This window comes from uncultured Cellulomonas sp. (assembly GCF_963527515.1).
Classification (GTDB): Bacteria; Actinomycetota; Actinomycetes; order Actinomycetales; family Cellulomonadaceae; genus Cellulomonas.
On record NZ_CAURTV010000052.1, the window covers coordinates 1 to 23,906 of the forward strand.

Annotated in this window: 27 protein-coding genes; 18 read left to right on the forward strand and 9 right to left on the reverse strand. The window is 73.3% G+C overall.

The window, feature by feature from the left end; translation table 11 throughout:
• Positions 1–235 (forward strand): pentapeptide repeat-containing protein (locus RYN42_RS12490; protein ID WP_315096580.1); only part of this gene is annotated, 235 nt, incomplete at its 5' end.
• 85 nt (positions 236–320) lie between these two features.
• A complete protein-coding gene (locus RYN42_RS12495) occupies positions 321–806 on the forward strand; it encodes a VOC family protein (RefSeq protein ID WP_315096582.1) in 486 nt (161 codons plus the stop codon).
• A 4-nt stretch (positions 807–810) separates the two neighbouring features.
• Here the strand turns inward: RYN42_RS12495 and RYN42_RS12500 are convergent, their stop codons facing one another.
• The gene (locus RYN42_RS12500) at positions 811–1,686 is read right to left on the reverse strand and encodes an LLM class F420-dependent oxidoreductase (protein ID WP_315096584.1); all 876 of its coding nucleotides are present in this window, start codon (positions 1,684–1,686) and stop codon (positions 811–813) included.
• Between the two features lie 68 nt (positions 1,687–1,754).
• Positions 1,755–2,603, reverse strand: a complete 849-nt coding sequence (locus tag RYN42_RS12505; protein ID WP_315096586.1) for a UbiA family prenyltransferase — start codon at positions 2,601–2,603, stop codon at positions 1,755–1,757.
• Between the two features lie 96 nt (positions 2,604–2,699).
• Between RYN42_RS12505 and RYN42_RS12510 the strand changes: the two genes are divergently transcribed.
• The 3 genes from RYN42_RS12510 to RYN42_RS12520 are packed head-to-tail and all read left to right on the forward strand — an operon-like array spanning position 2,700 to position 5,332.
• On the forward strand, positions 2,700–3,773 hold the full coding sequence (locus tag RYN42_RS12510) for a 3-oxoacyl-[acyl-carrier-protein] synthase III C-terminal domain-containing protein (RefSeq protein WP_315096589.1): 1,074 nt from the start codon (positions 2,700–2,702) through the stop codon (positions 3,771–3,773).
• On the forward strand, positions 3,774–4,298 hold the full coding sequence (locus RYN42_RS12515) for an isoprenylcysteine carboxylmethyltransferase family protein (RefSeq protein WP_315096591.1): 525 nt from the start codon (positions 3,774–3,776) through the stop codon (positions 4,296–4,298).
• Positions 4,295–5,332, forward strand: coding sequence for an FAD-dependent monooxygenase (locus tag RYN42_RS12520; RefSeq protein WP_315096593.1), 1,038 nt, complete (start codon positions 4,295–4,297; stop codon positions 5,330–5,332). Before RYN42_RS12515 ends, RYN42_RS12520 begins: the two co-directional genes overlap by 4 nt.
• A 3-nt stretch (positions 5,333–5,335) precedes the next feature.
• Here RYN42_RS12520 and RYN42_RS12525 read toward each other — a convergent pair whose 3' ends face one another.
• On the reverse strand, positions 5,336–6,058 hold the full coding sequence (locus RYN42_RS12525) for an SDR family NAD(P)-dependent oxidoreductase (protein WP_315096594.1): 723 nt from the start codon (positions 6,056–6,058) through the stop codon (positions 5,336–5,338).
• A gap of 100 nt (positions 6,059–6,158) precedes the next feature.
• Here RYN42_RS12525 and RYN42_RS12530 point away from each other — a divergent pair, with 100 nt between their 5' ends.
• A complete protein-coding gene (locus RYN42_RS12530; RefSeq protein ID WP_315096596.1) occupies positions 6,159–7,034 on the forward strand; it encodes a helix-turn-helix transcriptional regulator in 876 nt (291 codons plus the stop codon).
• On the opposite strand, the gene RYN42_RS12535 is transcribed toward RYN42_RS12530, so the two are convergent.
• Positions 7,035–7,502, reverse strand: a complete 468-nt coding sequence (locus RYN42_RS12535; RefSeq protein ID WP_315096598.1) for an NUDIX domain-containing protein — start codon at positions 7,500–7,502, stop codon at positions 7,035–7,037.
• Between the two features lie 97 nt (positions 7,503–7,599).
• Between RYN42_RS12535 and RYN42_RS12540 the strand changes: the two genes are divergently transcribed.
• The 5 genes from RYN42_RS12540 to RYN42_RS12560 are packed head-to-tail and all read left to right on the forward strand — an operon-like array spanning position 7,600 to position 12,373.
• Positions 7,600–8,052, forward strand: coding sequence for an S-ribosylhomocysteine lyase (locus tag RYN42_RS12540; RefSeq protein ID WP_315096627.1), 453 nt, complete (start codon positions 7,600–7,602; stop codon positions 8,050–8,052).
• The gene (gene mtnN / locus RYN42_RS12545; RefSeq protein WP_315096600.1) at positions 8,049–8,768 is read left to right on the forward strand and encodes a 5'-methylthioadenosine/S-adenosylhomocysteine nucleosidase; all 720 of its coding nucleotides are present in this window, start codon (positions 8,049–8,051) and stop codon (positions 8,766–8,768) included. Before RYN42_RS12540 ends, mtnN begins: the two co-directional genes overlap by 4 nt.
• Positions 8,769–8,793: 25 nt before the next feature.
• Positions 8,794–10,320: an MmgE/PrpD family protein gene (locus RYN42_RS12550; RefSeq protein WP_315096601.1), complete on the forward strand. Its 1,527-nt coding sequence runs from the start codon at positions 8,794–8,796 to the stop codon at positions 10,318–10,320.
• The gene (gene prpB, locus RYN42_RS12555) at positions 10,320–11,213 is read left to right on the forward strand and encodes a methylisocitrate lyase (RefSeq protein WP_315096602.1); all 894 of its coding nucleotides are present in this window, start codon (positions 10,320–10,322) and stop codon (positions 11,211–11,213) included. The genes RYN42_RS12550 and prpB overlap by 1 nt, the downstream gene beginning before the upstream one ends.
• Before the next feature lie 41 nt (positions 11,214–11,254).
• Positions 11,255–12,373, forward strand: coding sequence for a bifunctional 2-methylcitrate synthase/citrate synthase (locus RYN42_RS12560; RefSeq protein ID WP_315096604.1), 1,119 nt, complete (start codon positions 11,255–11,257; stop codon positions 12,371–12,373).
• Here RYN42_RS12560 and RYN42_RS12565 read toward each other — a convergent pair.
• The 3 genes from RYN42_RS12565 to RYN42_RS12575 form a co-directional block, all read right to left on the reverse strand.
• The gene (locus tag RYN42_RS12565) at positions 12,294–13,382 is read right to left on the reverse strand and encodes a bifunctional glycosyltransferase family 2/GtrA family protein (RefSeq protein WP_315096606.1); all 1,089 of its coding nucleotides are present in this window, start codon (positions 13,380–13,382) and stop codon (positions 12,294–12,296) included. The two genes, RYN42_RS12560 and RYN42_RS12565, sit on opposite strands and share 80 nt — an antisense overlap.
• Before the next feature lie 5 nt (positions 13,383–13,387).
• Entirely contained in the window at positions 13,388–14,326 is a 939-nt protein-coding gene (locus RYN42_RS12570; RefSeq protein WP_315096608.1) for a phosphodiester glycosidase family protein, read from the reverse strand.
• Positions 14,327–14,389: 63 nt separating this feature from the next.
• Positions 14,390–14,980 (reverse strand): peroxidase, encoded by a 591-nt coding sequence (locus tag RYN42_RS12575; protein WP_315096609.1) that lies wholly within the window; start codon positions 14,978–14,980, stop codon positions 14,390–14,392.
• Between the two features lie 81 nt (positions 14,981–15,061).
• On the opposite strand from RYN42_RS12575, the gene RYN42_RS12580 reads away from it, so the two are divergent.
• Both RYN42_RS12580 and RYN42_RS12585 read left to right on the forward strand, forming a co-directional pair.
• Positions 15,062–15,751 carry a hypothetical protein gene (locus tag RYN42_RS12580; RefSeq protein ID WP_315096610.1) on the forward strand — a complete coding sequence of 230 codons (690 nt, stop codon included), beginning with the start codon at positions 15,062–15,064 and terminating at the stop codon, positions 15,749–15,751.
• 100 nt (positions 15,752–15,851) lie between these two features.
• Positions 15,852–17,189 (forward strand): NYN domain-containing protein, encoded by a 1,338-nt coding sequence (locus RYN42_RS12585; RefSeq protein WP_315096612.1) that lies wholly within the window; start codon positions 15,852–15,854, stop codon positions 17,187–17,189.
• A 1-nt stretch (position 17,190) separates the two neighbouring features.
• Here RYN42_RS12585 and RYN42_RS12590 read toward each other — a convergent pair whose 3' ends face one another.
• On the reverse strand, positions 17,191–17,925 hold the full coding sequence (locus RYN42_RS12590; RefSeq protein ID WP_315096614.1) for a GntR family transcriptional regulator: 735 nt from the start codon (positions 17,923–17,925) through the stop codon (positions 17,191–17,193).
• A 112-nt stretch (positions 17,926–18,037) separates the two neighbouring features.
• Here RYN42_RS12590 and RYN42_RS12595 point away from each other — a divergent pair, with 112 nt between their 5' ends.
• The 5 genes from RYN42_RS12595 (at position 18,038) to RYN42_RS12615 (ending at position 22,834) form a co-directional block, all read left to right on the forward strand.
• Complete coding sequence (locus RYN42_RS12595) at positions 18,038–18,898, forward strand: class II fructose-bisphosphate aldolase (RefSeq protein ID WP_315096616.1); 861 nt, start codon at positions 18,038–18,040, stop codon at positions 18,896–18,898.
• Positions 18,895–19,671: an HAD-IA family hydrolase gene (locus RYN42_RS12600; protein WP_315096618.1), complete on the forward strand. Its 777-nt coding sequence runs from the start codon at positions 18,895–18,897 to the stop codon at positions 19,669–19,671. The genes RYN42_RS12595 and RYN42_RS12600 overlap by 4 nt, the downstream gene beginning before the upstream one ends.
• 15 nt (positions 19,672–19,686) lie before the next feature.
• Positions 19,687–20,307: a dihydroxyacetone kinase subunit DhaL gene (dhaL, locus tag RYN42_RS12605; protein WP_315096619.1), complete on the forward strand. Its 621-nt coding sequence runs from the start codon at positions 19,687–19,689 to the stop codon at positions 20,305–20,307.
• Positions 20,308–20,394: 87 nt separating this feature from the next.
• On the forward strand, positions 20,395–21,390 hold the full coding sequence (gene dhaK, locus RYN42_RS12610) for a dihydroxyacetone kinase subunit DhaK (protein WP_315096621.1): 996 nt from the start codon (positions 20,395–20,397) through the stop codon (positions 21,388–21,390).
• A 157-nt stretch (positions 21,391–21,547) separates the two neighbouring features.
• Positions 21,548–22,834: a glycoside hydrolase family 6 protein gene (locus RYN42_RS12615; RefSeq protein ID WP_315096623.1), complete on the forward strand. Its 1,287-nt coding sequence runs from the start codon at positions 21,548–21,550 to the stop codon at positions 22,832–22,834.
• A 31-nt stretch (positions 22,835–22,865) separates the two neighbouring features.
• On the opposite strand, the gene RYN42_RS12620 is transcribed toward RYN42_RS12615, so the two are convergent.
• Positions 22,866–23,906 (reverse strand): PP2C family protein-serine/threonine phosphatase (locus RYN42_RS12620; RefSeq protein WP_315096625.1); only part of this gene is annotated, 1,041 nt, incomplete at its 5' end.

Sequence of the window (23,906 nt, forward strand, 5' to 3'; positions counted from 1 at the left end):
GCGCGACGCCGACCTGCGCGGGGCGGACCTGCGCGGTGCCGTCCTGCTCGGCGCGGACCTGCGGGGTGCGGACCTGCGCCGCGCGGACCTGCTCGGCGCCGACCTGCGCGGTGCCGACGTCCGCGGCGCCGACCTCTCGGACGCGCTGTTCGTCACTCCCCCGCAGGTCGCCTCGGCGCAGGGCGACGCGACCACCCGCCTGCCGCGGGACCTGCCACCTCCCGCGCACTGGTGATGTCGAGATCCGCGACCCGGCTCCGACCCCCTCATGACCGACGCGGTGCACCCGGCTCCGCGCCACTCGTCCCGGAGGTACCGACATGCCGTCCATCACCCCGTTCCTGTGGTTCGACGACCAGGCAGAGCAGGCCGCCGAGCGCTACGTCGAGGTCTTCCCGAGCTCCCGGATCCTCTCGGTCGACCGCTACCCCGAGGGCGCGCCGCAGGCCGGGGCCGCCATGTCCGTGACCTTCGTGATCGACGGGCTCGAGGTCCGGGCGCTCAACGGCGGACCGCACTACCAGCTCACCGAGGCGTTCTCGCTCCAGGTGGACGTCCCCGACCAGGCGGAGTGCGACCGCGTCTGGGACGCCCTGATCGCCGACGGCGGCGAGCCCGGCCGGTGCGGGTGGCTCAAGGACCGGTGGGGCCTGTCGTGGCAGGTCATCCCCGCCGCCCTGCCCGAGCTGCTCGGCGACCCTGACCCCGCCCGCGCGAGCCGCGCCCTGAACGCGATGCTCACCATGGAGAAGATCGACGTCGCCGCCCTCCACGCGGCGGCGGACGGCGTCGCCGCGCCGGCGTAGCCCGTCAGCCGAGGTCCGCGACCGCCGGCACCGCGGGGGCGACGGCGTCGCGGACCCACGCGGCCAGGCTGGTGGCCGGCGGTCGCAGGATCACGGTCTCGACGCCGAGCGCCGCGTACGGCGTCATCTGCTCGACGAACGTGCCGACGTCACCCGTGAGCAGCGAGTCGCCGCCGTGCAGCAGGGTGACGCGGATCTCGGCGGGGTCGCGCCCGACGTCCTCGCAGTGACCACGCAGCACGTCGAGCTTGTGGGCGACCTCGTCGGGCGTCGTCGCGAAGAGGTTGCACGCGTCGCCGTACTGCGCGACCAGCCGCAGCGTCTTGCGCTCGCCGCCCCCGCCGACCAGGATCTCGGGGCGCGCCAGCGGCTGCGGCGAGCACAGGGTCTGCGCCAGCTGGTAGTGAGTGCCGTCGAAAGGCCCGTCGTTCGTCGGGTCCCACATCTGGCGGGCGATCTGCAGGGTCTCCTCCAGCCGCTCGAACCGCTCGGCCAGCGGCGGGTACGGCACCCCGAGCGCGAGGTGCTCCTCCTCGTACCAGGCGGCGCCGATGCCCAGCGTGGCCCGTCCCCCGCTGAGCACGTCGAGGGTGGCGACGATCTTGGCCAGCAGCCCCGGGTGCCGGTACGTGACGCCGGTGACCAGGACACCGAGCTGCACGTCCGTCGTCACCCCGGCCAGGTAGCCGAGCGTCGTGTACGCCTCGAGCATGGGGTCCTCGGCGGGGAACCCGGCACGGACCATCTGGAAGTAGTGGTCCATGACCGAGACCCAGGCGACGCCGGCCTCCTCGGCGGCCGACGCGGTGTCGGCCAGCTCCTGACGCAGCGCGGACGGCTCGACCGAGTCGAACCGCATGAGGTGGACACCGACACGCATGGCAGCTCCTTCGACGGGGGGTGGTTCCCTCGCACCCTGCTCCTTCGAGCGCGCTCGAAGTCAAGCGATCAGCCGGCCACGACCCAGTCCGAGAGCACCAGCAGGACGACGTCGACGGCGGCGACCGCGATCGCGAACAGGAACGGCAGCCGGCTGCGCCCCCCGCTGAGCGCCAGCACGGTCCCTGCGATGGTCAGGCCGACCGCGAGGACGAGCGCCCCGGCCGCGGAGGCGCGCGGCGAGCCGGCCGGGGCCAGCACGAGCAGCACCGTCGCGGCGACGAGAGCCACCGCCGTGCCGATGCTCGTCGCGGTGCCCCCGACCCGGTGCGGCAGGCCGCGCACCCCGGTGGCCCGGTCGTCCTGCAGGTCGGGCACCACGTTGGCGCCGTGCGCGCCCACGCCGAGCAGCGCGCCGGCCCCGACCACCCACCACGCGGCCACGGGTGCGCCGGGCAGCGCCAGGGCGATGGCCAGCGGCAGGAACCCGAACGAGAACGCGTACGGAGCCCACGACCACACGGTGCTCTTGAGCCCCAGGTTGTAGGTCCACGCGGAGGCGACCGTCGCCAGGTGCACCAGGCCGGCCCGCCAGCCGAGCGCGAGGGACGCCACGACGCACGCGGCGGCCGCGCTCAGGGCAGCCGTGCGCACGGCCGCAACGGTGAGCCGGCCGGTGCCGACCGGCTTGTCCGCGCGACCCACCGCGGCGTCCCGGCCGGCGTCCACCCAGTCGTTGGACCAGCCGACCGAGAGCTGGCCGGTGAGGATCGCGGCGCCGACGAGGACGGCGGTCAGGGCCGGCGCGCCGGCACCCGCCGCCATGGCGACGGAGAAGGCGGTGACCGCGACCGTCGGAGCCGGATGGCTGGCCAGCGCGAGGTCCCGGGCGCGCGGTCGCCGCCGCTCCTGCGTCACCCGCACACCCTCCGTCCGCACCGCGTCATCGTCGCAGGTCGCAGCGCGCGCGCGGGACACGGTTGCGGACTTGCGTCCGCATGGCACGATGCCCGAATGGTGCGCATCGCCTCGATCGCCCCCGTGCTCCCGGTGCACGTGCACGCCCAGAGCGAGATCACCGCGACGATCGCCCCGCTGCTGTCCTCGGACCCGCGGCGCCGCGCGACGATCGAGCGGATCCACGCCGCCACCGGCATCGAGACCCGCCACCTGGCCCTGCCCCTCGACGAGTACGCGGGGCTGACCACGTTCACGGCCGCCAACGACGCGTTCGTCCGGGAGGGCACGGCCCTGGCTGCCGACGCGTGCCGGCAGGCGCTGGCCGCCGCCGGCCTGGCCGCGACCGACGTCGACTTCCTGCTGTTCACCTCCATCACGGGCATCGCCACCCCGTCGCTGGACGCGCTGCTGGTCGAGCGGCTCGGCCTGCGTCCGGACGTCAAGCGGATCCCGGTGTTCGGCCTGGGCTGCGTGGCGGGAGCCGCGGGCATCGCGCGCGTCCGCGACTACCTGCAGGGCCACCCGCAGGACGTCGCGCTGCTCGTGTCGGTCGAGCTGTGCTCCCTCACGCTCCAGCAGGCCGACGACTCCATGGCCAACATCGTGTCGAGCGGCCTGTTCGGCGACGGCGCCGCGGCGGTCGTGATGGTCGGCGGCGACCGGGCGTCGGACGTCACGGGTGGGGTCGACGTGGTCGACACCGCGAGCGCCCTGTACCCCGACACCACGGACGCGCTCGGCTGGGACATCGGCGGCAGCGGCTTCCGGATCGTGCTGGCGGCCAGCCTGGCGGACATCGTCGAGCGGCGGCTCGGAACGGGCGTGGTGGACCTGCTCGCGGCCCACGGTCTCAAGACCTCCGACGTCGGCACCTGGGTGGCCCACACCGGCGGGCCGCGCATCCTGCAGGCGGCGACGCGCGCCCTCGACCTGCCCGACGAGGCGTTCGCCGCCAGCTGGCGCTCCCTCGCGCGGGTGGGCAACCTCAGCTCGTCCGGCGTCCTGCACGTGCTGGCCGACGAGCTGACGACCGGCGGCCAGATCCCCGGGTCCGCCGGGGTCCTGTTCGCCATCGGTCCGGGCGTCTGCACCGAGACCGTCCTGCTGCGCTGGCCCGAGGAGCCGTAGGTGAGCTGGTACGACTGGCTGATCGTCGTCGTGGCGTTCGAGCGCCTGGCCGAGCTGGTGGTCTCGCAGCGGCACGTGACGTGGGCGCTCGCGCACGGAGGCGTCGAGACGGGCAAGCGGCACTACCCGCCGATGGTCGCCCTGCACTCGGGGCTCCTGGTCGCGTGCCTGGTGGAGGTGCACGCGGCGGACCGGCCGTTCCTGCCGGCGCTCGGGTGGACCGCCCTGGCACTCGTGGTCGCCGCGAACGCCCTGCGCTGGTGGTGCATCGGGACCCTCGGTCAGCAGTGGAGCACCCGCGTGATCGTGGTGCCGGGGCTCGCGCTGGTCCGGCGCGGACCGTACCGCTGGCTGAGCCACCCCAACTACGTCGCCGTCGCCGTCGAGGGTGCCGCGCTCCCCCTGGTGCACACCGCCTGGGTCACCGCGCTCGCGTTCACGGTGCTCAATGCGGTGCTGCTGCTCGGCTTCCGGATCCCGACTGAGGAGCGCGCGCTGCGCTCCGTCAGCCCGGCGGCCGCATGAGCCCCGACGCCGACCTGCTCGTGGTCGGCGGTGGACCGGTGGGGCTCGCGGTGGCCATCGAGGGGCGGCTGGCGGGGCTGTCCGTCATCGTGGTCGAGCCCCGGACCACCCCGATCGACAAGGCCTGCGGCGAGGGCCTCATGCCGGGTGCGGTCGCCGCGCTCACCCGGCTGGGCGTGCACCCGGACGGGCACACGCTGGCCGGGATCCGGTACCTGCGCGGCACGGTGGTGGCCGACCACCTGTTCGCCACCGCTCCCGGCATGGGCGTGAAGCGGACGGTCCTGCACGCCGCGCTCGCCCGCCGCGCGGCCGAGCTCGGCGTCCTCGTGGTGCCCGGCCGCGCCGGGGCGGTCGAGCAGGACGAGTCCTCCGTGTGGTGCGCGGGCATCCGCGGCCGCTGGCTGCTGGCGTGCGACGGCCTGCACTCCACCATCCGCCGCCAGCTGGACCTCGGGGTGCAGCGCCGCGCGGCCGGCCGCCGGTTCGGGGTCCGCAAGCACTTCCGCGTCGCGCCCTGGACCGACTTCGTCGAGGTGCACTGGGGCAAGACCGTGGAGGCCTACGTCACGCCCGTGGCCGCGGACGTCGTCGGCGTGGCGCTCCTCGGGCCGGCCCGGCACGACTTCGACGGCACCCTGGCCACGTTCACCGAGCTGAGCAGCCGTCTCGGCGGGGCGCCGGCACTCGGTCCCGCCCGCGGCGCCGGGCCCCTGCACCAGCAGACCCGGCGCCGGACCGCCGGGCGGGTGCGCCTGGTGGGCGACGCGTCCGGGTACGTCGACGCCCTCACCGGCGAGGGGGTGCGCGTGGGGCTGGCGCAGGCGCGGGTGGCGGTCAGCACGCTGGAGAGCGACGTGCACCGCTCCAACGCGGCGTACGAGAAGGCCTGGACGGCCTCCACCCGGGACTACCGGCTGGTCACCAGCGGCCTCCTCGCCGCGGCCGGGTCGCCGCTGCGGCGCGGGATCGTCCCGCTGGCCGCCGCGGCTCCGGGCCTGTACGGCGCGGTGGTGGAGCGCCTGGCGCGCTGACCGTCACCAGGGCAGGGCGCCCGCGCGGTCGGTGAACGTGCCCGTCGGGGCGCCGGGCTCCAGCGTGGCGGCGGCGACCACCGCCTCGGTGCCCTCCTGCACGGTCTGCGTGCCGGTGAACCCGTTGAGCGCGGTGCCGGTGTACCCGGGGTCGACGACGTTGACCTGGTAGCCGGGCAGGGACCTGGCGTACTGGGTGGTGATCATGTTGAGCGCCGCCTTGGACGACGGGTAGACGAGGACGTGCAGCGTGGACTCGAGCCGGCTGGGGTCGTTGGTGATCGCCAGCGACCCCAGGCCGCTGGACACCATGACGACCCGCGGCTGGGCGGACCGGTCCAGCAGCGGCAGGAAGGTGTGCGTGACGCGGACGGGACCGAGGACGTTGACGCCGAACACGGGCAGGAAGTCGTCGGGCGCGGTCTCCCGCGGACCGGCGTGCGTGCCGGCGATCCCGGCGTTGTTGACGAGCACGTCGAGCCGACCGCTGCCGGCCTCCACGGTGCGCGCGGCGGAGGTCACCGACGCCTCGTCGGTGACGTCGAGCTGGACCGGGCGGACGTCGCCGTCGAGCTCGTCCGCGAGCCGGGCCCCCTGCGTCAGGTCGCGTGCGCCGAGCCAGACGGTCCAGCCGAGCCCGGCGAGACGGCGGACGGTCTCGAGGCCGAGGCCCTGGGTGGCCCCCGTGACGAGGGCGATGGTCGTGGTGGTTCCTGTGGTGGTCATGACGACACCGTGCGTCGTCGGCCGGGGCGGTTCCAGGGCCGGTGCAGCCTGGGACCGGCGGTACCCGGTTGGGGTGCGGGCGGTGAGGCATCCTGGGCCGATGAACCGGACCGAGCTCGCCCAGGTGCTCGTGCGTGCCCGGACCGCGCTGCAGCCGCAGGACGTGGGACTGCCGGCCGGGACCCGTCGCCGGGTCGCGGGGCTGCGCCGGGAGGAGGTCGCCCAGCTGGCCGGCGTCAGCGTGGACTACGTGGTCCGGCTCGAGCAGGGCCGCGGGCCGCACCCCTCTCCTCAGGTGCTGGGCGCCCTGGCGCGGGCGCTGCGCCTGGACGACGCCGCGCGGGACGAGCTGTTCCACCTGGCGGGCAACGCCCCGCCGCTGCCCGGCACGGTCGACGAGCACGTGCGTCCGAGCGTGCAGCGGTTGCTCGACCGGCTGTCCGACCTGCCGACCATGGTGCTCAGCGCGCGCGGCGACCTCCTCGCGTGGAACGCCATGGCCTCCGCCCTGCTCGGCGACTGGTCACAGGTCCCGCGGCGCCGGCGCAACATCCACTGGCAGCGGTTCCTCGGCACGCCCGACCCGCGTCTGAGCCCGGTGGCGATGGGCGAGGACGAGCGCGCGGCCACCGCCGCCCAGTCCGTCGCGACGCTGCGCGCCACCGCCGCCCGCTACCCGCGGGACCCGTCGATCCAGCAGCTCGTGGCCGAGCTGCGCCGCAGCAGCGAGCAGTTCGACGAGCTGTGGCGGTCCGGCGGCTCCTCCACCTCGTGGCCGCCGCAGCGCAAGACCATCGAGCACCCGAGCCTGGGCCCGATCGCGCTGGACTGCGACGCCCTGCACGTGCCGGACACCGACCAGACCGTCGTCGTCTACTCGGCGGAGCCGGGCACCCCCGAGGCCGACGCCCTCGCGCTCCTGCGGGTGCTGGGCACGCAGTCCATGAGCACGCCGTCGATGAGCACCGCGGGGTAGTCAGGACTCGAAGACGGCCGGTCCGTCCGGCGCCCACGCCGAGTCGATCCGGCGGTGCATCTCGGCGGACATGGTCGGCAGGGCGTCGAGCGGGAACCAGGCGGCCTCGGTGTTCTCGCCGTCCTCGGGGAACGGCTCGCCGGACTCGTAGCGGAACCGGAAGGTCAGGTCGAGGTACTGGGCGTGGTCGCCGTTGGCGTACGTCATCGGCGGCAGGGCGTGCACCGACGCCAGGCGCTCCGGCACGGCGACGACCGCCGCCTCCTCGAGCACCTCGCGCGCCGCGGCCACGGCCGGCTCCTCGCCCGGGTCGACGATCCCCGTCACGGGGGTCCACGCCCCGGTGTCGGCACGCCGCACCAGCAGGACGTCATCACCGCGCAGGACGACGGCGGTCACCCCCGGGAGCCACAGGAGGTGGTGACCGACGGCGGCGCGCAGCGCCAGGACGTACTCGGGGGTGGGCACGCGCCGATCGTACGAGGCCGATTCGGTCGGTCGGTCCGTGCGGGAGACAATGGGGCGTCGCCGATCGAGAAGGACCTGTGCCGTGAACCAGCCCCGCATGAACGTCGAGTCGTTCAACCTCGACCACCGGACCGTCGCCGCGCCGTACGTGCGCCTGGCGGACACCAAGCAGCTGCCCGCCGGGGACGTGATCCAGAAGTACGACGTCCGCTTCACGCAGCCGAACGTCGCGCACCTCGAGATGCCGGCCGTGCACTCCCTGGAGCACCTGTTCGCGGAGCACTCACGCAACCACTCCGACCGCGTGATCGACTTCTCCCCGATGGGCTGCCAGACGGGGTTCTACCTGATCCTGCAGGGCGAGTGGGCGTACGACGACGTGCTCGGCCTCGTGCAGGACACGCTCACCGACATCACGACGGCCACCGAGGTGCCCGCCGCCAACGAGGTGCAGTGTGGTTGGGGCGCCAACCACACCCTGACCGGGGCGCAGGAGGCAGCCACGACGTTCCTGGCGGCCCGTCAGGAGTGGAGCACGGTGACCGCATGATCGCCGTCGACGCCGTCATCGTCACGGCGATGGCCGACGAGTCGGCCGCCTTCCTCGCACGCGCCGACGTCGTCGGTGACCCCACCGCGATGGGCCACGCCGAGCACCGGCTGCTCACCGTCTGCGGTCGACAGGTGCTGCTCGTGCAGTGCGGCATCGGTCTGGTGAACTCCGCGACCGCGGCCGCGGTGGCCATCCAGGGCACGCACCCCCGGGCCGTCATCAGTGCGGGGAGCGCCGGCGGCGTCGGCCTCGACGTGCGGGTCGGCGACGTGGTCGTCGGCTCGGAGTACCTGTACTCGGGCGCGGACGCGCGGGCGTTCGGGTACGAGCTGGGGCAGGTGCCGGGCATGCCCGAGGTCTACGAGGCGGAGCAGATCCTGCACGACGCCGCAGCGACCGCGAGCGTCGACCTGCGCATCCTGTCCGGCACGATCCTGTCGGGCGACGCGTTCATCGACGCCACCCGCATCGACCGCATGCGCAGCGCCTTCCCGTCGGCCATGGCCACCGACATGGAGTCGGCCGCGCTCGCCCACACCGCCCACCTCTACGGGGTGCCGTTCCTGTCGGTCCGCGGCATCTCGGACCTGTGCGGTCCCGTGGCCGGGGCGGACTTCCTCACACACGTGGACGACGCCGCGGACCGCTCCGCGGTGGTCGTCCTGGAGGTCCTGCGGCGGCTCGCCGTCGGGGACATGGCCCACGCACGGTGATCCCCCCGAACCCGGAAGCGAGCAGATGACCCAGATCCACCCCGTCCGCGTGCACCCGAGCGCCGACCGCCTGGCGCGCACCGACCAGCTGGCCTGGGCGATCGCCGAGGTCGCCGCCGACCCGGTCGAGGTGCCGCAGGACGTGGTCGACATGATCGTGAACCGGGTCATCGACAACGCTGCCGTGACGGTCGCCTCGCTGACGCGCACTCCCCCGTCGAGCGCCCGCGCGCAGGCGCTGGCGCACCCGTACGCGGGTGCCAGGCACGGCGCGACGGTGTCCGGCGTCGACCCGCGGACGCGGGTCAGCCCGGAGTGGGCGGCGTGGGCCAACGGCGTCGCGGTCCGCGAGCTCGACTACCACGACACGTTCCTCGCGGCCGACTACTCCCACCCGGGCGACAACATCCCGCCCCTGGTCGCGGTCGCGCAGCACACCGGCGCCGACGGAGCCGCCCTGGTGCGGGCCATCGCCACGGGGTACGAGATCCAGGTGGACCTGGTCCGCGCGATCAGCCTGCACGCGCACAAGATCGACCACGTCGCGCACCTCGGCCCGTCCGTCGCGGCCGGGCTGGGCACGCTGCTCGGCCTGCCCGTCGAGGTGGTCTTCCACGCGGTCGGCCAGGCGCTGCACACCACGACGGCCACGCGGCAGTCGCGCAAGGGGGAGATCTCGTCGTGGAAGGCCTACGCCCCGGCGTTCGCCGGCAAGGTCGCCATCGAGGCGGTCGACCGGGCCATGCGCGGCGAGACGTCACCGACCCCGATCTACGAGGGTGAGGACGGCGTCATCGCCTGGATGCTGGACGGCCCCGACGCCGCCTACGACGTGCCGCTGCCGGCACCGGGCGAGCCGAAGACGGCCATCCTCGACACGTACACCAAGGAGCACTCGGCGGAGTACCAGTCGCAGGCGCTCATCGACCTGGCCCGCAGCCTGCACCGCACGCGCCCTGACCTCACCAACCCGCACAACGTGGCGTCGATCGTCATCCACACGTCCCACCACACCCACTACGTGATCGGCTCGGGCGCGGGCGACCCCCAGAAGTACGACCCGACGGCCTCGCGCGAGACGCTCGACCACTCGATCCCGTACATCTTCACCGTGGCGCTGCAGGACGGCGTGTGGGACCACGTGGCGTCCTACGCACCCGACCGCGCCACCCGGCCGGACACGGTCGAGCTGTGGCAGAAGGTCACCACCACCGAGGACCCCGACTGGACCGCCCGGTACCACTCGAGCGACCCCGCGCAGAAGGCCTTCGGCGGCCGGGTCGAGGTCACGACCACCGGCGGCGAGGTCGTCGTCGCCGAGATCGCCGTGGCCGACGCCCACCCGCTGGGCGCGCGGCCCTTCGCCCGGGAGCAGTACGTCGCCAAGTTCCGCTCGCTGGCCGCGGGGGTGCTCGACCAGGCGGAGATCGAGCGGTTCCTCGACGTGGCCCAGCGGTTGCCGTCCTTGACCGCCGACGAGCTGGCCGGGCTGACGGTCGTCGCCCCCGCCGGTCTGCTGGAGTCGGTCGCCACCCCGGAAGGACTCTTCTGATGCTCTACGCGTCCACGACCGCGGCGGACAAGCGCGTCGCCCTGCGCGCGGGACTGGCCTCCGGGCGGCTGCTGCAGCTGCCCGGCGCGTTCAACCCGCTGTCGGCGCGGCTGATCGAGGCCAAGGGCTTCGACGGCGTCTACGTGTCCGGCGCCGTGCTGTCGGCGGACCTGGGCCTGCCGGACATCGGCCTGACCACCGCCACGGAGGTCACGCAGCGGGCTGCGCAGATCGCGCGGATGACCGGGCTGCCGGCGATCGTCGACGCCGACACCGGGTTCGGCGAGCCGATGAACGTCGCCCGGACCATCCAAGGCCTGGAGGACGCCGGGCTGGCCGGCTGCCACATCGAGGACCAGGTCAACCCCAAGCGCTGCGGGCACCTGGACGGCAAGTCGGTGGTCGACGACGACACCGCGGTCAAGCGCATCCGCGCGGCGGTCGACGGCCGACGGGACCCGAACTTCCTCGTCATCGCGCGCACGGACATCCGCGCGGTCGACGGCCTGGCGGCCACGATCGACCGCGCCAAGGAGCTGGTCGACGCGGGCGCCGACGCCGTCTTCCCCGAGGCGCTGGCCGGCGCCGACGAGTTCGCGGCCGTCCGGGCCGCGGTGGACGTGCCGCTGCTGGCCAACATGACCGAGTTCGGCAAGGGCGAGCTGCTGACCGCGCGCCAGCTCGAGGACCTCGGCATGAACATCGTCATCTACCCGGTCACGCTGCTGCGCCTCGCGATGGGTGCCGCGATGGCCGGGCTGGACACCATCCGCGCCGAGGGCACGCAGGCCGGCCTGCTGGACCGGATGCAGACGCGCGCCGAGCTGTACGAGCTGCTGGACTACGAGGCGTACGGCACCTTCGACACGAATGTGTTCAACTTCAGGCTCTGACCAGCACACCTGTCCCGTCATCGACGATGGAGGCACACCGCATGACCGAGTCCGACACCCCGATCCACAAGGGCCTCGCCGGCGTGGTCGTCGACACCACCGAGGTCTCCTCGGTCGACGCCGCCAGCAACTCGCTGCTGTACCGCGGCTACCCCGTGCAGCAGCTCGCGGCGCAGTGCTCGTTCGAGGAGGTGGCCTACCTGCTGTGGCACGGCGAGCTGCCCGACGCCGCGCAGCTGGCGGACCTGCAGGCGACCGGACGGTCGCAGCGGGTGCTGGACTCCGCGGTGGTGGACACCGTGCTGGCGCTGCCGACCACGTGCCACCCGATGGACGTGGTCCGCACGGCCGTCAGCGTGATCGGCGCGCACGACCCGACCGAGGAGGACTCCTCGCGCGAGGCCAACCTGGCCAAGTCGGTGCGGCTGCTGGCGCAGATCCCCGGCATCGTGGCGCTCGACCAGCGCCGCCGCCGCGGGCAGGACCCGGTCGCACCGCGCGACGACCTCGGGTTCGCGGAGAACTTCCTCTGGATGACGTTCGGCGAGGTCCCCGACCCGGTCGTGGTGCACGCGTTCGAGGTCTCGATGGTCCTGTACGCCGAGCACTCGTTCAACGCCTCCACGTTCACCGCGCGCGTCATCGCCTCGACCCTGTCGGACCTGCACTCCGCGGTCGTCGGTGCGATCGGCGCCCTCAAGGGCCCGCTGCACGGCGGCGCCAACGAGGCGGTCATGGCGACGTTCGCCGAGATCGGCACGGCCGACCGCGCAGCCGCCTGGCTCGACGACGCGCTCGCGCACAAGCGCAAGATCATGGGCTTCGGCCACCGCGTCTACAAGCACGGAGACTCCCGTGTCCCGACGATGCGCGAGTCCCTGGTCACGCTGGTCGAGCACTACGACCGCCCCGACATGCTCGACCTGTACGACGCCCTCGAGCAGGCGATGACCGAGCGCAAGAACATCCTGCCCAACCTCGACTACCCCACGGGTCCGGCGTACCACCTCATGGGCTTCGACACCCCGACGTTCACGCCGCTGTTCGTCGCCAGCCGGATCACGGGCTGGACCGCGCACATCATGGAGCAGCTGAGCGCGAACTCCCTGATCCGACCGCTGAGCCGGTACGTCGGTCCGGCGCGACGCGATCTGCCGTAGGCGCCGCGAACACCACCGTGCGCTGCAGCTGGTAGCCGGCGACGAAGAGCGCCACCTCCGTCAGCACCTTGGCGGGCAGCAGGGCCATCCCGAGCGTCGTGAGGGCGGACAGGACGCCGAGGTTCGCAGCCAGCATCGTGGCCGCGAGCACGCCGTACCGTGCGGCGGCCGCGCGCAGCGACGTCGCGCGGGCACCGGCGAAGACGAGGCGCCGGTTAACCGTGAAGTTCACCGTCGAGCTCAGGACGCGAGCCGCCACCACCGACGGCAGCAGGGCACCGGTCAGTGCGACCAGCACGAGCAGCGTGCCGGTGTCGACGAGGAACGCGGCCAGCGACGAGACGGAGAACCGCAGCAACGGCGCGACCACCCGGGCCGAGTCCACCAGGGGCCGGAAGTGCGACGAGGAGTTGTGGTCGAGGTAGACGGTCTCGATCGCGACCTCCTCGACCGGGATCCCCTCCTGCGACGCCCGCAGCAGCAGCTCGAGCTCGTACTCGAACCGCTCGCCGTGCACGCCCTGCAGCCAGGCCAGCATCGATGCCGGATAGCCCCGCAGCCCCGTCTGCGTGTCGTGCACCGACAGCCCCGTCGCGCCGCGGACCAGCACGCCGGTGACCGCGTTGCCCCACCGGCTGCGCAGCGGCACGCGGCCGGTGAACCGGCGCGCCCCGAGGACCATCGCGCCGTCAGCTTGCGCCAGACGCTGCGCCACCCGCAGGACGTCCGGCACCAGGTGCTGCCCGTCGCAGTCCGCGCAGACCACGTCGCTGCCGGGCCGGTGCTCGGCCAGCCACGCGAACCCCGCCTTGAGCGCGTGGCCCTTGCCCCGGTTCGTGCCGTGCCCGAGCACCGTCGCACCCAGCACCCGGACCTCGTCGAAGGTCGGGGCGTAGCGGGGGCCGCTGCCGTCGTCGACCACCAGCACCTCGAGGTCGGCGCAGCGCAGGGCCGCCACCAGGGACACCAGCCGGTCGTCTGGCTCGTAGGCCGGGACGAGTACGTACATCGTCGTCAGCCCGCGATGTACAGGATGTCGGAGGTGCCGCGCTCCTGGCCCGTGCCGAGCGGGTCGTTCACCAGGGCACCGTCGAAGTACATGGTCGACGACCCGCCGCCGTCGATGTTGTACGCGGTCGTCGCCCCGAGGCCCTGCATGATCGCGGCGAGCCCGGTCAGGGTGACTCCCGCGCTGTACCCCGGGCTCCGACCGTCGACCACCACGAAGACGAGGTGGTTGTCGCCGACGACCCCGACCGCCGTGCGCGGCTGCTCGCCCTGGATGGAGTGGTTCCCCACGTTGGTGTCGACCTCGACGTCCTCGATCCCGTCGACCACCTGCCCGTCCTCGAGCAGCGCCGGTCCGAACGACAGGGTGTTCCACACGCCCGCGGCGACCAGCTCGTCGGCGGTCGTCGCGGTCTCGTCGTACACCTCGACGTGCCCGTCGGTGTAGAACGCGAGCCCCTCCCGGGCGCCCTCGTCGCGGTAGACCACGCCGTTGCGGATGACGATCCCCGTGTCGCGGAACCCGTAGTAGTCGCCGTTGACGGCGAACACCGCGCCGTTGTCCGCGGCGATGTCGGAGGTGTCCTCGGTGATGTTGGCGCCGAACTGGTTCTGTGCGAACGCCGACCGCAGGGCCGTGGCGTCGCTGAGCACCACGTCGGCGACGTAGTACGTGACCGTGTCGTCGCCGGATCCGGTGGTGACCGTGGAGATCGAGACGGACGAGGTCGAGGACTCGTACGAGGTCTCCGTGGCGACGGCGTCGGCATCGGTGGTCGTCGTGGCCGTCGTGCCCTGGCTCGCCTCGTACGCCTGGACGTCGGAGATCTCGACATGCTCGATCACGAACCGGTCCAGCGCCCAGGCGCCCGCGCCCACCACGGACAACGAGAGCGTCAGGGCACCGACCAGGACGGTCCGGCGTAGGGGTGTGCGCTTCTTCATGCCCCGTGTCTACGGAGCCGGACTGTCGCTCCTCGGTGCGGACGCTGTGGGCCCCCTGTGCGGTCAGGCGTCGGCGATCGGTCGTCCGACCGTCAGCGCCTCGCGCAAGGAGGCGTCGAGCTGGCTGTACGCGGCGTCGGGCCGGGCGCCGACGGCGTCGAGCACCGTGCTGAAGAAGCACCGGGCGGCCGCGGCCAGCACCACGTCGAGGATCTCGTCGTCGGTGCACCCCAGACCCCGGAGCTCGTCCAGGTCGTCGGCCCGCATGTCCGCGGCGCCCGCGGCGACCGTGGCCGCCAGCCGCGCGACCGCGTGGTCGACCTCCGTCAGCTCGTCGCAGGGAGCGCCGGACGCCAGCGAGCGGACGGCGTCGGGGCTCATGTGCGTGGTCGCCAGGACCTGGCCGTGCGCCAGCGCGCAGTAGCTCGACCGGAGGCGCAGCGCCGCGGCGGTCGTCGCCACCTCGTACCGCCGGGGGTCCATCCCCTTGATCGACCCGTTCAGGCCCTGCCAGCCGCGCAGGACGGCGGGCCGGTGCGCGAACACCCGGGTGTAGCCGGCGACGTACCCGAGCGACGACCGGTCCTTGTCGAACGCGGCCGCCACCTCACCCGTCGGGTCGTCGTCCGGCGTCGCGTCGCTGATCCAGGCCATGTGTCGTCCTCCTCGGGATGATCCGTGCCATGCCGTGCCGATCATCGCGTCCCACGCTGCGGGCCGACAGGATGAATGCCCATGGACGCCTCCTCGGCCGCCGCCAACAACGCCGCGTGGTGCGACCTGGTCTGCCGGACGTCCGGCCTGCCGACGCGCACGACCGACGGGCTCTGGTCGACACCGACCCGCTCCCCCGTCGCCTACCCGGATGCCGTCGCGCTCCGGCCGGGACTGTCGGCCGACAGCGTGCTGGCAGCGATCGACGACTCCGAGGGCGCCTCCGTCAAGGACTCGTTCGCGGACCTGGACCTGGCGCGCCACCGGTACGCAGCGCTGTTCGACGCCGAGTGGCTGGTGCGACGTCCCACACCGCCGGTGACTCCCGCGCTGCCGTGGCGGGCGGTCGATGCCGCGACGTTCCCGCGGTGGCTGGCCGCCCACGGCTCGACGAGCATCCGCGCGGGCGTGCTCGACGACCCCGGGGTGCGCCTCGTGCTCGCAGCGGACCGCGGCGGACCAGTCGCGGTCGCCGCACTGAACCGGTCCGGGGCCGGGCCGCGCACCGTGGTCGGGGTGTCGAACGTGCGGGTCCGGCGCGGGGACCCGGCCGTCGTGTGGGAGGACCTCCCGGCGGTCGCCCGGCAGCAGCTCGGAGCGCACCCGCTGGTGGGGTACGAGTCGGGGGCAGACCTGGCGGTGGCGGTCGCGGCCGGGTTCGAGCCCGTCGGCCCTCTTCGCGTCTGGGTGCGCGATCACCCGAGATCGTGAACCCGTCCTGACCCTCGGGCTCCTCGTCGGCGACCTCGACGCGCGCCGGCGCCCGCGGGGCGGTGCGCGTCCGCCCGCCGGGACAGGGGAAGATGCTCGGGTGACCTCCTCGAGCCTGACCACTGCCGACCGGGCCGACGCCGCTCGGCGTTTTCGCACCGCCCTGTTCGTCGACTTCGACAACGTCTACATCGGGCTGCAGCGCCTGGACCCCGTGGCCGCGGAGGCGTTCGCGACGAACCCCGCCCACTGGCTCAGCGAGCTGGAGACCGGCACGGACTCGGAGGGCGAGTTCAGCCGCCGCTTCCTCATCCGCGCCTGCTACCTGAACCCGTCCCGGTTCTCGCAGTTCCGGCCCAACTTCACGCGCGCCGGGTTCCAGGTGGTCGACTGCCCGTCCCTGACCCAGCAGGGCAAGAGCAGCGCGGACATCAACCTGGTCCTGGACGCCGTCGACGCCCTGGCGGCCCCGACGCAGTACGAGGAGTTCGTCATCGTCTCGGCCGACGCCGACTTCACCCCGCTGGCGCTGCGGTGCCGCGCGGCGGACCGCCGGGTCACGATCATGACGGCGAGCCCCGCGGCCAGCGCGTACCGGTCCGTGGCCGACCACGTCATCACTGCCGACGAGCTGGCCGACCTGGTCACGCAGACCGCGTCGACGCTCGCCGTGGCGGCGGCCGACACGGTCGAGCAGGAGGTGGCCCCCGTCGCCGACGAACCGGTCACCGTGGAGGAGCCCGCCGCACCCACCACCCGAACCCGCGGACGCAGGGCCACGGCGCCGGCTGCCGCCCCGCCGTCCAGCAGCGCGGCTCGCCGGGCCGTGCTGCAGCGCGTCCAGACGGCCGACCGTCCCGTGCCGCTGGGCACGATCGCGCAGCTGGCGCAGAAGGCCGAGCCGGCGCTCCTGGAGTCCCGGTGGGACGGCGCCGGCGGCTTCCTGCCGTGGCTCGCCCGGACCGTGCCCGAGGTCGGCGTCTCGTCGCGCCCCCCGGGCTTCGTGTGGGACGCCAACCGCTTCGGCGAGGCGGACCTGCCCGGCGCGGTCACGGACACCGCGTCGAGCGCCCTGCAGCGCCAGGTCGTCGCGGTCACCGACACCCCCGGTCTGAGCGCCTCGAACTACCGCGTGCTGCTCACCGCGCTGGCCGCCGACCTCAAGGCCCACCCGTTCGACCGGGCGGAGACGTCGCGGCGCGTGCGCGACGCGTGCCGCAAGGCGGGCGCCCAGGTGGGCCGCTCGACCGTCAACTTCGTCATCGGCGGGATCATCTTCGCCGGGCTCGAGCTCAAGCCGACCACCAGGGCGTCCGACCTGGCGCTCGCGTGGGCGGACAACGTGGTCGGGCTGTGCCGGGGCGCCCGGATGCAGCTGAGCACCAGCGACGTGGCCGCCATCGGTGCCTGGGTGGGCGGCGGCCTGCTGGAGAGCTGACTCACCGGTCGTAGTCGAAGCGCAGCCGCATCCGGTCGCCGCGGAACACGATCGAGGAGTACTCGAACGGCCGGGACAGGGCGTCGGAGATCACGTCCTGCAGCTGGAGGGCGGGCTCGCCGCGCCGCATGCCGAGGTGCTTGGCGTCGGCCGCGCTCACGGCGACCGCCTCCAGCTCCTCGTGCACGCGTCGCATGGGCAGGCCGTAGTGCTCCTCGAGCACGACGCACAGCTGGCCCGCCACCACGTCGTGCTCGTCGAGCCCGGGGGCCAGCCGGGCCGGGACGTACGAGCGGTGCAGGCTGATCGGCTCGCCCTGCACGGACCGCACCCGCACGACGACGTAGGTCTCGTCGCCGTCACCGAGGGCGAGCCGCTCCCGCACGCCCTGCGACGGCGTCTCCAGCGCCAGCGAGACCAGCCGAGTCGACGTCTCGTACCCCAGCGCCTCCAGCTGCTCGCGGACGCCCCGGTACGCGGGCGAGATGGCGCTGATCTTGGGGGTCGCCACGTAGGTGCCCTTGCCCGGCACGCGGACCAGCAGGCCGTCGGCGACCAGCTTGGTGAGCACCCCGCGCACCGTCATCCGGCTCAGTCCGAACATCCGGTTGAGCTCGTTCTCGGACGGGATGCGCTGCCCCGGCGCCCACTCACCGCCGCGGATCCGGGCGTGCAGGATCCGTTCGAGCTGCGCGTAGAGCGGCACCGCCGACTCGCGCTCCAGGACCTCCGACATGGCCTCAGACTTCCACTGTCTGGTCCGCCATGAGTAGACCTGTCTAGACTGCGGACAGACCGGGACGATGGGGTCCCGATCGGGCAGGACCGCTCCCCGGGAGGGCCGAGCCATGATCTCGTCGACGGTGGCGATGACGCGCCGCGCTCGTGAGCACGGGTACGCCGTGCCCGCGGTGAACATCCTGGACGACCTCAGCCTGCGCGCCGTGGTCGCCGCCGCGGTCGCCGCGGACGCGCCGATGATCATCCAGATCTCCGTCAAGACGGTGCGCTCCATCGGCACGGACCTGATCACGACGATGTTCCGGCACGCCGCCGCCGACGTGCCCGTCCCCGTCGCGCTGCACCTCGACCACTGTCCCGACCGCGCGGTGATCTCCGACGTGGTCCGGGCCGGCTGGTCGTCCGTGCTGTTCGACGCCTCCGACCGGGACCTCCAGACCGCCGAGAAGGAGACCGCCGAGGTGGTGGCGGAGGCGCACGCCGCGGGAGTCGACGTCGAGTCGGAGATCGAGAACATCATCGGCGTCGAGGACGGCGTCGGCTCGGACACCGCCCTGCACTCCTACGACGTCGCCACGCTCGCGGCGGTGGCCGAGCGCACCGGCGCGGACCTGCTCGCCCCCCAGCTGGGCACGGCGCACGGGGAGTACAAGGCGCACCCGGTCCTGCTGCCCGAGCGCGTCCGCGAGCTCGCCGCGCTCACCGACCGGCCGATCGTGCTGCACGGGGGCACGGGGCTGTCCGCGGAGGACTTCGCGGCGTTCATCGCGGCGGGAGTCTCCAAGATCAACATCTCCACCGCGGTCAAGGTCGCCTACATGCGGTCGGCCGAGACGCACCTGGCCGACGCCCGCGCGCGCGACAGGTGGGACCCCCCGTCGATGTTCCGGGACGTCTCGCAGGCCGTGCAGGCCGCCATCGCCGGGCACATCGAGGAGTTCGGCGCCGCGGGCAGGGCGTCCCGATGAGCCCGGCGCTGGTGTTCGACTGCGACGGCGTGCTGGCCGACACCGAGCGCGACGGGCACCTGCCGGCGTTCAACCGGACGTTCGAGGAGGCCGGCCTGCCGATCCACTGGAGCGAGCAGGAGTACGGGCGCCTGCTGGCGATCGGCGGCGGCAAGGAGCGCCTGGCGACGGTGCTCACCCCGGTGTTCGTCGAGACGGCGCACCTGCCCACCGACGCCGACGAGCAGCGCGACCTGGTCGCCCGGTGGCACAAGACGAAGACCGCGTACTACACGCGGATGGTTGCCGACGGGCTGCTGCCCGGCCGCCCCGGCATCGCGCGGATCGTGGCCGACGCCGCGGCAGCGGGCTGGACCCTCGCGGTCGCCTCGACATCCGCCGAGGTGTCGGTCCGGGCAGTGCTCGAGCATGCCGTCGGGCCTGACCTGGCGGCTCGCTTCGCCGTCTTCGCCGGAGACGTGGTGCCCGCCAAGAAGCCCGCCCCGGACATCTACCTGCTGGCCCTGCAGGAGCTCGGCGTCGGCCCGGAACAGGTCGTCGTCGTGGAGGACAGCGCCAACGGCCTGCGCGCCGCGCTCGGCGCCGGGCTGCGCACCGTCGTCACGGTGAGCAGCTACACCGCCGACGAGGACTTCACCGGTGCCGCGCTCGTCGTGAGCTCCCTCGGTGACCTCCCGGACCAGCCGGCCACCGTGCTGGCCGACCCGCACGCGCTCGGCGTCGACGGCCAGGTCGAGCTGTCGCACCTCGAGCACCTCCTGCAGACCCCCTAGAGAGAGCGAACAGCCGTGTCCGATGCCCGAGTCGAGTCCGTCGTCCGCACCATCGCGCAGACCTGCACCGAGAACGAGACGTACTTCGGGGACCTCGACTCCGTGGTCGGCGACGGGGACTTCGGGTTCTCGCTGGCGCGCGGCTTCGAGAACGTGCTGGCCCAGTGGGACACCTTCGACCGCACGGACACGGGGACGTTCCTGCAGAAGGTCGCGGTAGTGATGAGCGGGCGGATCGGCGGCACGTCCGGCCCCATCTGGGGCACCGCCTTCCTGCGCGCCGCGGCGCAGGTGAAGGGCGCGCAGGAGGTCACGGGCGACGACGTGGTGGCGATGCTGCGCGCCGCGATCGAGGGCATCAAGGCGCGCGGCGGCGCGGACCTGGGCGAGAAGACGCTGCTCGACGCCCTCGCGCCGATGACCGACACGATCGAGGCGGAGCTCGCCGCAGGGGCCTCCCCCGCGGACGTCGCGAAGGCGGCTGCCGTCGCCGCGCGCGAGGCCGCCGAGGCGACCCGGCCGATGCAGGCCCGGCGCGGCCGCGCCTCGTACACGGGAGAGCGCAGCATCGGCTCGCTCGACCCCGGCGCGGTCGCGGTCGCGGTGCTGGCCGAACGCGTCGCCGACACCTGGTGACAGCAGCGGAGCACCCAGTGAACGTCCGCGCCCCGGGGGCGACGCGGCGACAGGTCTGGACAACACGACGATGTGGAGGAACGACTGATGAAGAAGTTCGTCAACGACCCGAAGAACTTCGTCCCCGAGATGCTCCGGGGCATCGCGCTGGCCAATCCCGACACCCTGCGGTACGTGCCCGAGTACAACCTCATCATGCGGGCCGACGCCCCGCGCCACGACAAGGTGTCGATCATCCAGGGGTCCGGGTCGGGGCACGAGCCCGCCCACGTCATGGTGGTGGGCAAGGGCATGCTCGACGGCGCCTGTCCCGGTGACGTGTTCGCCGCGCCGCCCATGGAGTACGTGCTGGAGACGGCCAAGCTGCTGGCGTCGGACAAGGGCGTCCTGCTGCTGGTGAACAACTACACCGGCGACAAGATGGCGTTCGAGATGGCCGCCGAGCTGGCTGAGGCCGAGGGCCTGAACGTGCGGACGCTGTTCATCAACGACGACGTCGCCGTCAAGGACTCGACCTGGACGGTCGGGCGCCGGGGCGTCGCGGGCAACTTCTTCGTCATGAAGGCGGTCGGGGCCGCCGCGGAGAACGGTGCGTCGCTGGACGAGCTGGTGCGCATCGGGGAGAAGGTCAACTCCGTCACCCGGACCATGGGCATCGCCCTGACCCCGTGCACGCCGCCGGCCAAGGGCTCGCCCCTGTTCGAGCTGGCCGACGACGAGATGGAGGTCGGCGTCGGCATCCACGGCGAGCCCGGCCGCCGCCGCGCGAAGCTGGTGAGCGCCGACGAGATCGTCGACGAGCTGCTCGGCGCGGTCGTGCCCGACCTGCCGTACGAATCGGGAGACCGGGTGGCGCTCATGATCAACGGCCTGGGCGGCACCCCGATCAGCGAGCTCTACCTGCTCTACGGTCTCGCGCACGAGAAGCTGGCCGCGCAGGGCATCACCGTGGGCCGCAGCTACGTGGGCGAGTACTGCACGTCGCTCGACATGGCGGGCGCGTCGCTCACGCTGGTCCAGCTCGACGACGAGATCACGGACCTGCTGCTCGCCCCGGCGGAGATCGCGAACAGGGTGTTCTGAGGACCGGCGGCCACGCGCGACGACACGGATTTCCCGTCGCGCGTGGCGGCTTCCTTACCGGTACACCTTGTGCGCGGCCGTCCGGATTGTCATGCTCTGGGGGACGGCCCGCGCCGTCGCAGGCGAACGGTCATCCGACAACGACGTAGGAGACTCCGTGTCCAGATCCTTGTCCCGCACGCGCTCGGCGGTGCTTGCTGCCGTCAGCGTGGTAGCGCTCTCACTCACCCTGGCCGCTCCCGCGGCCGCGCACGGAGGTGGCCGCGGCCACCACCCACCGTCCGGCAGCAGCACGCGCCTGTTCACTCCCCCGCCGAACCCGGGCGCCGTCACGCAGATCAAGGAGCTGGTCAAGGCGCGCCAGTGGGCGGACGCGGCCGCGATCACCAAGATGGTCGCCACGCCGACAGCGGTCTGGTTCACGTCGGGCACCCCGGCGGAGGTGACCAAGGCCGTCAAGAAGACGATGAAGCAGGCGCGGATCACCCGGTCCGTGCCGGTGCTGGTGGCCTACAACCTGCCGTTCCGCGACTGCGCGCAGTACTCGGCCGGCGGCGCGCTGGACACCGCCGAGTACCTGGCGTGGATCGACGCCTTCGCCGCCGGTGTCGCTGACGGGAAGGCGATCGTCCTGCTCGAGCCCGACGGCCTGGGGATCATCCCCTGGTACACCACGATCAACGGCGCGCAGGAGTGGTGCCAGCCGGCCGAGCTGGACCCCGCCACCGCCGCCGCCGACCGGTTCACGCAGCTCAACGGCGCCGTCGACCGGCTGACCGCCCTGCCGAACGCCTCGGTGTACCTGGACGGCACGCACAGCGGCTGGCTGGGCGTCGGTGACATCGCCGACCGGCTGCACCAGGCCGGCGTCGAGAAGACCGACGGGTTCTTCCTCAACGTCTCCAACTACGAGACCACGGAGCGTCAGTCGACGTTCGCCTCCTGGATCTCGCAGTGCCTCTGGTACGGCACCAACACCGCCGAGGGCGGCTGGCGGGTCGGCCACTTCGAGTACTGCGCCAGCCAGTACTACCCGGCGGACCCGGCCGACTTCAGCACCTGGGGCCTGACCGACCAGTGGTACCTGGACAACGTCACCAACGCCGCCAACCCGCCCAGCGGACCGGACGTCCTCGCGCACGCCGTGATCGACACCAGCCGCAACGGCCAGGGCCCGTGGACCGCACCTGCGGGCAGCCCCGCCGGCGACGCGCAGGTCTGGTGCAACCCGCCGGACCGTGGCCTCGGTGACAGGCCGACCCTGAGCACCGGCGACCCGTACGTCGACGCGTACCTGTGGGTGAAGGTCCCGGGCGAGTCCGACGGCCAGTGCACCAGGTGGGACCCCGCCGGCGGCATCGACCCGGTGCGCGGCTACGCCGACCCGGCCGCCGGCGCCTGGTTCCCGCAGATGGCCCTGGAGCTCGTGCACAACGCGCAGTGACCGCGTGCCGCCCCGGCCCTGAGCGCCACGCTCAGGGTCGGGGCGTCCACCCGGCGACGAGCACGCAGACGTCGTCGCTCTCGTCCACGGAGTGCACCAGCAGCCCGCTCACGAGGTCGCTCACCGACCCGCCGCGCAGCTGGGCGCCGGCCTGCGCGAGGGTCTCCAGGCCATCGAGCAGGGGCCGGTCACGGCGCTCCACCAGGCCGTCGGTGTAGAGCAGCAGCAGGTCCTGCGGGTCGAGCGTCGTGGACGCCTCGGTCCTGCCCGTGCCGACGCCGAGCGGGGTGGACCTGCCGTGCCAGAGGAACTCGTGCGACCCGTCCGCCCCGAGCCGCAGTGGGGGCAGGTGGCCCGCGCACGCGTACCGCACCACTCCCGTGCGCAGGTCGACCTCGGCGTAGGCCAGCGTGGCCATGAAGCCGACGCCCGCCCGCCGCACGAACGTGTCCAGCCGGGTCAGCAGCGCCGCGGGGCCGAGCCCAGGAGCCGCGATCGCCCGTACCGCGCTGCGCAGCTGACCCATCGCCGTCGCCGCGTGCAGACCGCGACCGACCACGTCGCCCACCGCCACCGCGAGCACGTCGTCGTCCAGCAGGAACGCGTCGTACCAGTCCCCGCCGACCTCGAGCGCCTGCACGCCCGGCAGGTACTCGGTCACGACGGTGAAGCGGTCGTCGTGCGGGAGGTGCGTGGTCAGCAGCGCGTGCTGCAGCTCGTGGGCGACGGTGGCCTTCTGGTCGAACCGGTCCGCGCGCTCGAGCGCCAGGCCCGCCTGCTGCCCGACCGCGGTGAGCACACCGACGTCGAACGGGTCGTCCCCCTGCACCGAGCGCGGGACGAGCACGAGGGTGCCCCGGGGCGCCGCGGGCGGACCGAGCGCCACCACGACGACCCCGTCGCCGTGCACCTGCACGGTCTCGACGGGTCGCGGGGCCGCACCCGGCTCGGGCGCCTCCCCGGTTGGACCAGGCACCCACGGGACGTCCGGCGGCAGCCCGGCCGCTGCGGTCGCCGCACCACCCGACGTCGCACGACGCACGAGGGTGCCGTCGGCGGCCGTGAGCCACAC